This is a genomic window from Phenylobacterium sp., from assembly GCF_036263695.1.
Classification (GTDB): Bacteria; Pseudomonadota; Alphaproteobacteria; order Caulobacterales; family Caulobacteraceae; genus Phenylobacterium.
In genome coordinates this window covers 1-10796 of the sequence record NZ_DATAGM010000290.1, presented here as the reverse complement: position 1 = coordinate 10796, position 10796 = coordinate 1, and the positions used below count along the sequence as shown (strand labels likewise).

The following is a 10796-nucleotide window of genomic DNA, read 5'->3' as shown; positions in this document are numbered from 1 at the left end:
ATATCGTCGGCCCGGCCCACCTGGGCGCCGTCACCCACCCGGGATTCGCCGGCGAGCAGCACGTCTATGCGGACATCTAGGTGAAGGCGCTTGGCCTGATCGGCGGCATGAGCGCCGAGAGCACCGTGATCTACTACCAGCTGCTCAACCGCCTCGTCCGCAAGCGGCTGGGCGGGCTGCATTCCGCCAGCCTGGTTATGGCCTCCCTCGACTTCGCGCCGATCGCGAAGATGCAGGCGGACGGCGCCTGGGATCAGGCCGGCGAGGTGCTGGCCGCCGCCGCCCGCACGCTCGAGGCCGCGGGTGCGCAGGCGGTGCTCATCTGCGCTAACACCATGCACTTGGTGGCGGGCGCCGTTCAGGGCGCCGTCTCGATTCCCTTGATCCACATCGCCGACGCCACCGCCGACGCGCTGACCGCCGCCGGCGCACGACGGCCCCTGCTGCTGGCCACCCGCTTCACCATGGAGAAGGCCTTCTATCGCGACCGCCTCGCCGCCCGCGGGATCGAGGCCCTCGTCCCGGAGCCCGCCGACCGCGAGCGCCTGCACGCCATCATCTACGATGAGCTTTGCGTCGGCCTGGTCTCGCCAAAGGCCAAGGCCGCCGTCCTGGCGATGATCGGGGCGGCGCAGGGGCAGGGGGCCGACAGCGTCATCTTCGGCTGCACCGAGATCGGCCTGCTGATCTCCCAGGCCGACCTGGACCTGCCCGCCTTCGACACCACCGAGATTCACGCGCGCGCGGCCGTGGCGTTCGCGCTCGACTGACCTCCTCAGCCCGTAAGCCACCGAAACGCCCTGGCGATGAACGCCCGGCCGTCTTGTTCAACCGGCGCGCCGTGCGCCATCACCACCTTACCGGCGGGCCATGCCAGGATGCGCCCCAACGCTGCGCGCGCCGCGCGCCGGTCAGTGAAGGCGGCGCGGAACTTCCGGGGCACAGCTGGCTCGGGCTCGGTCATCAGGTCGAGCCTGGCGATCAGCGCCCGCCAGCCTCGGAACCAGCCGGGCGGGAACTGCTGGATCAGGTCGGTGAAGAGGACCGTGCCGCTGCGCCGATGGAAGAAGACCACTTCGGTGGTGATGCGATTTCCGCGCATGACGACCTGATCGAGGCTGCTCGCCCACTCGGGCGGCGGCTCGTCGCCAAGTTCCGCATCGATCACCAGGGCCGTGCGCCGGGCGGCCAGGCCAGGCGCGGCGAAGAGCTTGGCCTCAGGATAGGCTCGCCGCCAGTCGTCCAGGAACAGGTGATGCAGGGAGTTCGGGGCGACGAGGCTCCTCACGGCGCCGAGCCCGTCCACTTCCTCGCGGAGGCTCTCCGAAAGCGCGACCGGTGACCAGATCAGAAGGCCGTCCCCATCCAGCCGGATCACCGCCATCCGGGTGGGATACCGGAACCCGGCGACATCGGCTTCCGGTCCAGCGGCGAGCCAGATGTCGGGCCCCACCGGCTGCAGGGTGGGCCCCGCCACGCTAGCCTGCCAGCGCCGGCACGCCAGTGAAGTGCGGATGGCCGAGCACCAGGGCCAGATACACGGCCACCCCCGCTAGGATCCGCCACACCCCGATCTCGCGCCAGATCAGTCGCTGCCGCCCCGCCACGATCGCCGCGAAGGGGATGTTGGAGGTCTGGGCCGCGAAGCCGTCCCAGGCGGGGCCCAGAGCCCGCTTGCGCTTGGCGTCGATGCTTGCCGTGCCGGTGACCGCCAGGATCAGCAGCGACCCGAACAGTATGAGGCTCGCCCTGTCGCCGTTGATCACCAGGTGCCCCAGCGCCCACAGCGCCACGCCCCAAAGGAAGGGATGGCGGGTGACCCGCAGGATGCCCCTCACCACGTCCGGGCGCTCCAGCGCGCCCTCCTGGCGCACGCTGGTAGGGTTGCGGGTAGAAAGGCCGATGACGATCAGCATCACGGCGAGCAGCTGGACGACCATCTGCACCTGGCGGCTCGCCTCGCCCACGCTCCAGTAGGGCTCGTTCTCGGGGCTTCCCCGCGCCTGGCCGTAGGCGAAGACCAGCCATACGAGACCGATCACCGTCAGCAGGCTGAAGGCGCCGAGGTATGGTCCCTGGCCGAGGCGCGCGACGAGTCCGTCCCGGGCCCGCGTTCCCGAGATCATCAGGTGGATGAGGACGAAGAACGCCGATGCGGCGATGAGGTTGAGCATGCGCGCCTCCCCGTCGAATGCTGCCGAGGAGTTGGGGCGTCCCCGCCGCCAGCGTCAAGCCGCGTTGGCGGCCCCTGGCTCGTCCAGGTCGAGATCGGCCTCGTCGTCGTCGCCCGCCATCGGAGGCGGGGTCGGCTGAGGCGCGGGGGCGGCTACGCGCGCGCCAGGCCGCGGCGCGCGGCGCAGGATCGCCTCGACGCGGGTGATCCAGCGGGCGCCCTCGCTCACTGCCTCGGTCGATGGCGCGGGGCGGCGGCCGGAGTCGTCGCCGGGCAGCCACAGGTCGAGGTCGAAGTCGGCGAAGCGGGGATCGTCGAACACCAGCCGCAGGGTGACCTTCTCGATCGCCGCGACCACCTGGTCCATGGCCTTGCGCGGCTCGCCTCGGAAGGCCCGCGCCAGCACCTGGCCGTCGACGATCAACTCGGCGCCGACCAGCTCGTCGACCTTGTAGACGAGGCACCAGGCGCCGCCGTCCCAGGCCACCCCCATCGAGCCCGTGGAGAAGCAGAAGCCGGCGCCCCGGCCGCGGCCGCGGGCGATCACCATCGCCTCCGGCGCATGGCGCAGAACCCGCTTGAGAGCGCGGCGAATCCGCCGTTCCTCGTCCATGAACCAGATCGCCGCGCTCCCCAGGAGGGTGACCACGGTCCCGGCAAGGGCGATCCAGAGCAGCAGGCGCGCGAGATCGTTCATACGGCGAGGCTAGGCTGCTTCGGCCCGAGTCGAGAAGAGAGTCTTCGTCGCAGGCGAAAATGCGGCGAAGCTGCGCCTTAGACGTCCAGCTCCACCACCAGAGGGACGTGGTCCGACGGCTTATCCCAGCTGCGGACGTCCCGATGGATCGCCACGCCGCGCAGCCGGTCGGCGGCTTGGGGCGAGAGCAGGGCGTGGTCGATGCGGATGCCGTCATTCCGCTGCCATGAGCCGGCCTGGTAGTCCCAGAAGGTGTAGGCGCCCGGCGCGCCGTCGGCCTGCAGGTAGGCGTCCGTCAGCCCGAGCCACTTGAGCGCCCGAAACGCCTCGCGGCTCTCGGTCTGGAACAGCGCATCCTTGGCCCAGTGGGCGGGGTACTCGGCGTCCCGCGGTTCGGGGATGACGTTGTAGTCGCCGACCATCGCCAGCGGCTCCTCCAGCGCCAAGAGCTCGCGGGCATGGGCGTTCAGCCGCTTCAGCCAGTTCAGCTTGTATGAGAATTTCTCGGTGCCGATGGGATTGCCGTTCGGCAGGTAGATCGACGCCACCCGCACCGGCGTCGGGCCCGAGACCAACGCCTCGAGGTAGCGGGCATGGTCGTCCGCGTCGTCCCCGGGCAGGCCGCGGCGGACGTCCTCCAGCGGCGTCTTCGAAAGGATGGCCACGCCGTTGTAGGTCTTCTGGCCGTGGACGGCGATGTTGTAGCCCAGCCGCTCGAACGGCTCGGCCGGGAACTTCTCGTCGACGCACTTCAGCTCCTGCAGGCAGACCACGTCCGGCTGCTCCTGCTCGAACCAGCGGCGGACGGTCTCCAGCCGCGCGTTGACGGAATTGACGTTCCAGGTGGCGATGCGCATGGGGCCGACGCTAGAGGCGCCCGCGGCCGCGCTCAAGCGGTCAGCCGCCGCCCTTCACGAAGTCGACGATGGCGTCCACCGCGCCGTGGGCCACGGGCTTCAGGGGATCGCGATAGGTGGCGAGGTTGCCGGCCCGGTCGGCGGGCGCCTCCTTCAGTACGTGGTTCATCCCCTTGACCTTGACCAGCTTCACGCCCGGCCGGGCGGCCGCCAGCCGCTCGGCGTCGGCCATGGTGATTTGCAGGTCGGTGGTCCCCTGAACCACCAGCACGGGGCCCTTGTATTTCTTCAGGAGCTCGGGGGGGTCGTAGGCGATCAGATCCATCAGGAACGGCTGCACGACCGGTGAGAACAGCCGCTGCAGGGCCGGATCCAGGCGGGAGACGTCCACCGGTTGGCGGCGCTCGAGCTTCTCGATCACGGCCAGGGCGTCGGCCATCAGAGCGGCGTTGGCGGGGTTGGCCTTCAGCTGATCGCGCAGCACCTGGCCCAGCGGACGGCCCGGCGCCGCCACAAGCACCAGGCCGCAGACGTCGTCGCTGCGCTCCGCGGCCGCCGCGGCGGCGACCAGGGCCCCCTCGCTGTGGCCGAGCAGCCAGATGCAGCGCGCGCCGGTGACCGGCTTGAGCGCCTGGGCCCAGGCCTGCACGTCCCGGGCGTAGTCGGCGATCGTCACCTTGTTCGGATCGGCGGCCGCTCCCGCGCTGTCGAACATGCCGCGCTTGTCGATCCGCACGGAGGCGACGCCCTGGTCGACCATCGCCTCGGCCAGACGCCGGTAGCTGGCCGCTGTGGCGCCGAGGGGATTGTTGCCGTCCTTGTCGGTGGGGCCGGAGCCCGGGACGATCAGCACCACCGGCGGGCGGGCGACATCCGATGGGGTCAGCATGGCGCCGTGCAGCGTGCCGCCGGCGCCGGTGGCGGCCACCGACTTTTCCAGGCCCTTCGCCTGGACCGCGAGCGGCGCTGTCAGCAACGCCGCGATGAGCAACCAAGCCCGCACGTCCGTACCCGCGCTTCCAATCCGGAGGCGATGCTAACCCGGGACGGCGGTTTATGAAACGAGCGTGACTATACTTCAGATGGAGAAGCTGACGCCGCAGCCGCAGCTGGACTTGGCGTTGGGATTCCTGATGCGGAACTCCGCGCCCGCCAGCTGGTCGACGAAGTCGATCTCCGAGCCCTTCAGCAGGGCCAGGGAGATGACGTCCACCAGCGCAGCGGCGCCGTCGCGCTCGACCTTCAGGTCGTCCTCCTGAGCCTCGTCCACCAGGTCGAACTGGTACTGGAAGCCGGAGCAGCCGCCGCCTTCGACGGCCACGCGCAGCATCAGCGGCCTGCCTTCGGCCTGGCTGATGGCTTTGAGGCGGGCGGCGGCGGCGGGAGAGAGGGAAAGGTCTGTGGTCATCATCTTAAGACTGCCTGGCGTCTAGACTATATGAGGTCGCCGGCCGCTTCGCCCAAGGGGCGATTGCGCCCGCAGGTCTGAAGGGTCTCCATGCTACCGCTCCGCGCCGCCTACGCCGAAGATCCCGCCGCCTCCCGCGGCCGCAAGGTGCCCGAGCCGGAGAGCCGCACCCGCACCCCCTTCGCCCGCGACCGCGACCGGATCATCCACGCCACCGCCTTCCGCCGGCTCAAAGAGAAGACCCAGGTCTTCGTGGCCCACGAGGGCGACCACTTCCGCACCCGCCTGACCCACTCGCTCGAGGTCGCCCAGATCGCCCGCTCGGTGGCCACCGCGCTTGGCCTCGACGCGGACCTGGCCGAGACCATCGCCCTGGCCCACGACCTCGGCCATCCGCCCTTCGGCCATGCCGGCGAGGACGAGCTGGAACGGCAGATGGCGCCCTACGGCGGCTTCGACCACAACGTCCAGACCTTCCGCGTCGTCACCGCCCTGGAGCGGCGCTATCCCAAGTTCGACGGTCTGAACCTGACCTGGGAGACCCTCGAGGGAGTGGTCAAGCACAACGGCCCCGTCGACGACCGCATGGGCGACCCGGCCTGGAGCGACGTGGCGGCCTTCAGCGGCGAGTACGACCTGCGCCTGGGCACCTGGGCCTCGGCGGAAGCCCAGGTTGCGGCCCTGGCGGACGACATCGCCTACAACAACCACGACGTGGACGACGGCGTGCAGGCCGGGCTGTTCCACCTGAAGGAGCTGCTGGACGTGCCGCTGATCGGGCCCATCCTGGCCAGCGTCTACCGCGACTTCCCCGACCTCGATCCGCAGATCATCCGGCTGGAGGCGGTGCGGCGGATGATCGGGGCGATGATCGACGACGTCATGGCCGAGACCCTTCGCCGCGCCCGGGCCGCTGACATCGCCAGCCCCGAGGACGTGCGAATGATGGACCAGGCGCTCGTCGCCTTCTCCCGCGAGCGGGTGGAGGAGCTGGCCCGGCTGCGGCAATTCCTCGCCACGCGCATGTACCGCCACTGGCGCGTCAATCGGACGCGCAGCCAGGCGCGCCGCATTCTGGCCGAGATGTTTCAGCTGTTTATGGAGGAGCCCGACGTCCTGCCGACCGAGTGGTTCGCCCGTCTGCAGAACAGCGACAAGGCCGGCCGCGCGCGTGTGGTCTGCGACTACATCGCCGGCATGACCGATCGTTTCGCCATCGAAGAACACCGCAGGCTTTTCCACCTCGACGTCTGGAATTAGGGCGAAGGGGCGGTTCGAAGCCGGGCGCGCTTCGATAGACTGACCGCCACAGGTGCGCGATTCGCTTCGCCGCGCCGACCAGTTCCCCCGGGAGCCTTTCGCGATGACAGATGCTGATCGCGGCGCCTACACGCCCTCTACGGACGCGCCGCTGTCGTTCGACGCCCGCCAGCCGGTCCGCGGCGCGCGGCCCGTACCCTTCACCCTGATCATCAGCGGGCTGGTGCTGATCGCCTTGGTCGCGGCGATCTACGTCTTCTACCAGGGCGGCGTGCGCCAGGCCGGCGATGCGCCCCAGACCGTCGGCGCGCCGGTTGGCGATCTGCGGGGCGAGGGGCCGCCCGAGCAGGCGGCCATCGATCCGGCCGCCGGGCTGCAGATCTACCGCACCGACGCCGGCGAGGCGCCCGCCGGCGAGCCCCGCTTCGCCCCGCCGCCCGAGCAACCGGCGCCGCGTCCCGTCGCCGTCGAGGCCGCTCCGGCCGCCGCGCCGACTACGCCGGTCAGCTCGCAGCCCGTGCCCCTGCCGCCGGCGCCCAAGCCTGCGCCGCCGGTGCAGGTGGCGACCGCGCCCAAGGCCCCGCCGGCCCCTGCGCCCGTCCCCAAGGCCGCGCCGCCCGCTCCGGCGCCTAAAGTCGCCACGGCTCCGGCCCCTGCGCCCAAGACCGCCGCGCCCGCGGCCGGCGGCGGCTCGGCCGCCGTGCAGATCGGCGCCTTCACCAGCCGCGAGCTCGCCCAGGCCGAGCTCGCCAAGGTGGCCGGCGTCAGCGGCAACCCGGGCGGACGCAGCGTCGAGCCGGCGCCCGGCAAGCCGCTGTTCCGCGCCGCCGTCACCGGTTTCTCCTCGCGGGCCGACGCCCAGGCGTTCTGCAACGCCCTGAAGTCCTCCGGAAAGCAGTGCTTCGTCCGATGAGCATCCACGCCTGCATCCTCGGCTGCGCAGGGACCAGCCTCTCGGACGAGGAGCGGAGCTTCTTCTCCGAGGTGCGCCCCTGGGGGTTCATCCTCTTCAAGCGCAACATCGACACTCCCGACCAGGTGCGCCGGCTCGTCGACGAACTACGCGGCTGCGTCGGCCGCGACGACGCTCCCGTCCTGATCGACCAGGAAGGCGGCCGGGTGCAGCGCATGGGCCCGCCCCACTGGCGCCGCTACCCGCCAGGCCGGGCCTACGGCGAGATCGCCAGCAACGATCCGCTCTACCGCCGGGAGATCACACGGCTCGGCGCGCGGCTGCTGGCGTACGACCTGCGCTCCGTGGGCATCAACGTCGATTGCGTGCCCGTGCTCGACGTGCCGGCCCCGGACGGCCATGAGATCATCGGCGACCGCGCCTACGGGCAGACCGCCGACGAGGTGGCGCTGCTCGGCCGCGCCGCCGCCGAGGGGCTGATCGCCGGCGGCGTGCTGCCGATCATCAAGCACATCCCCGGCCACGGACGCGCGCTGGCCGACAGCCACCTGCAGCTGCCGGTGGTCGACGCCTCCTACGAGGAGCTCGACGCCCGCGACTTCGCGCCCTTCAAGGCCCTCTCCGACATGCCGATGGCGATGACAGCGCACGTCGTCTACACGGCCATCGACCCGAACCGCCCGGGCACCACCTCGCGTATCGTCCACCGCCGCGTGATCCGCGGGGCCATCGGCTTCGACGGCCTGGTGATGACCGACGACCTCTCCATGAAGGCGCTGTCGGGCGACTTCGCCGGCCGCACCCGCGCGGCGCTGGCCGCCGGCTGCGACGTGGCGCTCCACTGCAACGGCGACATGGACGAGATGAAGGGCGTGGTCGCCGGGGCCAAGCCCCTGCAGGGCCGCGCGCTGGCCCGGGCCAAGGCGGCGCTCGCGCGCCTCGCCAAGGTTCCCGAGCCGTTCGACGTGGAGGAGGGCCGGGCCCGCTTCGAGGCCGCGTTCCAGGGCCGCTTCGCCGCATGAACGCCTTCCAGCCGGGCCTGTCCTTCGAGGCCGCCACCCGGGCCGCCGAGGACGGCGCGGCGCTGATCGTGGACATCGACGGCTTCGAAGGCCCGCTGGACGTCCTGCTGGCCCTGGCTCGCACCCAGAAGGTGGACCTGACCAAGCTGTCGGTGCTGAAGCTCGCCGAGCAGTATCTGGCCTTCGTCCAGCAGGCCCGCCGGCTGCACTTCGCGCTCGCCGCCGACTACCTGGTGATGGCCTCCTGGCTGGCCTACCTGAAGTCGCGCCTGCTGCTGCCCAAGCCCGAGAGGCCGAAGGGCGACGAGCCGCCGGCCGAGGAGATGGCCGCCCAGCTCGCTTTCCGCCTCGCCAAGCTGGACGCCATGCGCAAGGCCGCCGAGGCGCTGAAGGAGCGGCCCCAGCTCGGCCGGGACGTGTTCGTCCGCGGCGACCCCGACCAGGTGAAGGTGATCCCCTCCAGCCTCGTCGAAGGCGATCTCTACAGCCTGATGAGCGCCTACGTGACCCAGCGGCGCAAGGAGCAGGGCAAGCACTACACGCCCCGGCCTCAGCAGGCCTATCCGCTTGAGGCCGCCCGCGACCGCCTTCGTGACATGCTTCCCGAGCTCTCTCGCTGGACGGCGCTCACCGGCCTCGCGCCCTGGCGGCCGGAAGGGGAGGGGCCGAGCCGCGCCTCCTACGTCGCCTCAACCCTGTCGGCCAGCCTGGAGCTGGTGAAGGAGGGCTCGCTGGAGGCCCGCCAGCTGGAGGCCTTCGCCGACATCTACCTTCGGGCCCGCAAGGGCCGGGCGGAGGCCGCGTGAGCGAGACCGAACGCCAGGTAGAGGCGCTGCTATTCGCAGCCGCCGGCCCCCTTAGCGACCAGGACATCGCCGGCCGGTTGCCGGCCGGGTCGGACGTGCCCGCCGCCATCGCCGCGCTCAAGGCCCGCTACGAGGGCCGCGGCGTGGAGCTGGTCGAGGTCGCCGGCCGATGGCGCTTCCAGACCGCCCAGGACCTCGCCTTCCTGATGACCGAGCAGCGGGAAGAGCCGCGCAGGCTCTCCCGCGCCGCCCAGGAGACCCTGGCGATCATCGCCTACCACCAGCCGGTGACCCGGGCCGAAATCGAGGCGGTGCGCGGCGTGCAGGCCAGCAAGGGCACGCTCGACGTCCTCCTGGAGCTTGGTCTCGTCCGGATGCGCGGCCGCCGGCGCACGCCGGGCCGGCCGGTCACCTACGGCACCACCGAGGCCTTCCTCGAGCACTATGGGTTGGCCAGCCTCGCTGACCTGCCCGGGATGGCCGATATGAAGGCCGCGGGCCTGCTCTCCCTCGACCTGCCGGCCGACTTCTCGGTGCCCAATCCCGCCGGCCTCGACCCCGACGAAGACCCGCTGGATCCTCATGAGGCGCCCGAATTCCACACAGATTTCCTGGGCGAGGCCGAGGCGGGGCGTTAGGCCGCGTAGCCTCGGTTGGCTACGGGCGCGCCGAGCCACTATATTCCCCGCGACAACGGGCGGGACGCGGCTCATGACTGGGCCGGCGATCTGAAGGAGTTCGACCCCTATGGGTTCATTTTCGATCTGGCACTGGCTGATCGTACTGGTCGTCATCGCCCTGCTGTTCGGTGGGCGCGGGCGGCTTTCCTCGATCATGGGCGATGCGGCCAAAGGCATTCGCGCCTTCAAGGACGGCCTGAAGAACGACGAGGCCGAGACCGCCGAGAAGAAGCCGCTGACCTCCGAGCGCGAGAAAGACGAAGCCCGCGGCTGAGCCGCAGCTCACGCCGCACATGCAATTCGCGCCCGCGCCGCTTGATCGGCGCGGGCGCTGTCGCTTAAGGCCAATCCATGCTCGATCTCGGCATCGGCGCCGCCGAACTCATGCTGATCGCGGCCGTCGCGCTGATCGTGGTGGGGCCGAAGGATCTCCCGCTGCTGATGCGGCGCATCGGCCAGTTCACCGGCCGCATGCGGGCCATGGCGGCGGAGTTCCGCTCCAGCTTCGACGAGATGGCCCGCCAGTCCGAGCTGGACGAGCTGCGCAAGCAGGTGGAAGCCATGCGCCGCGGCCAGCTGCTCGACGACGCCGCCGGCAAGGCGGAGATGGAGCAGGTGTTCAGCGAAATCGACGAGGGGCTGAAGGCGGACGAGGGGATGGTCTATCGCGGCCACGAATACGCCGAACCCGCGCCGCTGCCCGCGGCGGAGCCCGAAAGTGAGGCCGCGGCGGCGCCGAAGCGCCGGGCCCGCAAGCCAAAGTCTGAGGTCACTATCGCGCCGGCCGAGGCGGCGGCGCCCAAGCGCGCCCGCAAGCCGCGCGCTCCGAAGGCGGGCCAGGCGTGAGCATCCCCGACGAAGACGCCGAGATCGAGGCCTCCCGCGCTCCGCTGCTCGACCACCTGATCGAGCTGCGTCAGCGGCTGATCGTGTCGCTGGTGGCGCTGTTCATCGGCTTCGCCATCTGCTTCGGTTTCGCG

The 10796-nt window shown here is 70.9% G+C and carries 15 protein-coding genes; 9 read left to right on the top strand and 6 right to left on the bottom strand.

The annotated features are described in order from the left end of the window. The first annotated feature begins 80 nt into the window (after positions 1-80). On the top strand, positions 81-770 hold the full coding sequence (locus VHK87_RS11695; protein ID WP_329635072.1) for an aspartate/glutamate racemase family protein: 690 nt from the start codon (positions 81-83) through the stop codon (positions 768-770). Between the two features lie 5 nt (positions 771-775). Here the strand turns inward: VHK87_RS11695 and VHK87_RS11690 are convergent, their stop codons facing one another. The 6 genes from VHK87_RS11690 to erpA form a co-directional block, all read right to left on the bottom strand. Further along, the gene (locus VHK87_RS11690; RefSeq protein ID WP_329635071.1) at positions 776-1477 is read right to left on the bottom strand and encodes a DUF4336 domain-containing protein; all 702 of its coding nucleotides are present in this window, start codon (positions 1475-1477) and stop codon (positions 776-778) included. Position 1478: 1 nt separating this feature from the next. Further along, positions 1479-2174: an NnrU family protein gene (locus VHK87_RS11685; RefSeq protein WP_329635070.1), complete on the bottom strand. Its 696-nt coding sequence runs from the start codon at positions 2172-2174 to the stop codon at positions 1479-1481. Between the two features lie 54 nt (positions 2175-2228). Beyond that, entirely contained in the window at positions 2229-2870 is a 642-nt protein-coding gene (locus VHK87_RS11680; RefSeq protein WP_329635069.1) for a hypothetical protein, read from the bottom strand. A 77-nt stretch (positions 2871-2947) separates the two neighbouring features. After that, on the bottom strand, positions 2948-3727 hold the full coding sequence (gene xth / locus VHK87_RS11675; RefSeq protein WP_329635068.1) for an exodeoxyribonuclease III: 780 nt from the start codon (positions 3725-3727) through the stop codon (positions 2948-2950). A gap of 40 nt (positions 3728-3767) precedes the next feature. Beyond that, complete coding sequence (locus tag VHK87_RS11670; protein WP_329635067.1) at positions 3768-4730, bottom strand: alpha/beta hydrolase; 963 nt, start codon at positions 4728-4730, stop codon at positions 3768-3770. A gap of 75 nt (positions 4731-4805) precedes the next feature. Continuing rightward, complete coding sequence (erpA, locus tag VHK87_RS11665) at positions 4806-5138, bottom strand: iron-sulfur cluster insertion protein ErpA (protein ID WP_329635066.1); 333 nt, start codon at positions 5136-5138, stop codon at positions 4806-4808. A gap of 87 nt (positions 5139-5225) precedes the next feature. Here erpA and VHK87_RS11660 point away from each other — a divergent pair, with 87 nt between their 5' ends. The 8 genes from VHK87_RS11660 to VHK87_RS11625 all read left to right on the top strand — a co-directional run. Further along, complete coding sequence (locus tag VHK87_RS11660) at positions 5226-6395, top strand: deoxyguanosinetriphosphate triphosphohydrolase (protein ID WP_329635065.1); 1170 nt, start codon at positions 5226-5228, stop codon at positions 6393-6395. Positions 6396-6498: 103 nt separating this feature from the next. Further along, on the top strand, positions 6499-7308 hold the full coding sequence (locus VHK87_RS11655; RefSeq protein WP_329635064.1) for an SPOR domain-containing protein: 810 nt from the start codon (positions 6499-6501) through the stop codon (positions 7306-7308). Beyond that, positions 7305-8330: a beta-N-acetylhexosaminidase gene (nagZ, locus tag VHK87_RS11650; protein ID WP_329635063.1), complete on the top strand. Its 1026-nt coding sequence runs from the start codon at positions 7305-7307 to the stop codon at positions 8328-8330. The genes VHK87_RS11655 and nagZ overlap by 4 nt, the downstream gene beginning before the upstream one ends. After that, positions 8327-9136, top strand: coding sequence for a ScpA family protein (locus tag VHK87_RS11645; RefSeq protein ID WP_329635062.1), 810 nt, complete (start codon positions 8327-8329; stop codon positions 9134-9136). The genes nagZ and VHK87_RS11645 overlap by 4 nt, the downstream gene beginning before the upstream one ends. Then, a complete protein-coding gene (gene scpB / locus VHK87_RS11640) occupies positions 9133-9774 on the top strand; it encodes an SMC-Scp complex subunit ScpB (RefSeq protein WP_329635061.1) in 642 nt (213 codons plus the stop codon). Before VHK87_RS11645 ends, scpB begins: the two co-directional genes overlap by 4 nt. A 109-nt stretch (positions 9775-9883) precedes the next feature. Further along, entirely contained in the window at positions 9884-10090 is a 207-nt protein-coding gene (locus tag VHK87_RS11635; protein ID WP_329635060.1) for a twin-arginine translocase TatA/TatE family subunit, read from the top strand. Between the two features lie 77 nt (positions 10091-10167). After that, positions 10168-10662 carry a Sec-independent protein translocase protein TatB gene (gene tatB / locus VHK87_RS11630; RefSeq protein WP_329635059.1) on the top strand — a complete coding sequence of 165 codons (495 nt, stop codon included), beginning with the start codon at positions 10168-10170 and terminating at the stop codon, positions 10660-10662. After that, positions 10659-10796 (top strand): twin-arginine translocase subunit TatC (locus VHK87_RS11625; protein WP_414694145.1); only part of this gene is annotated, 138 nt, incomplete at its 3' end. The genes tatB and VHK87_RS11625, both read left to right, overlap by 4 nt.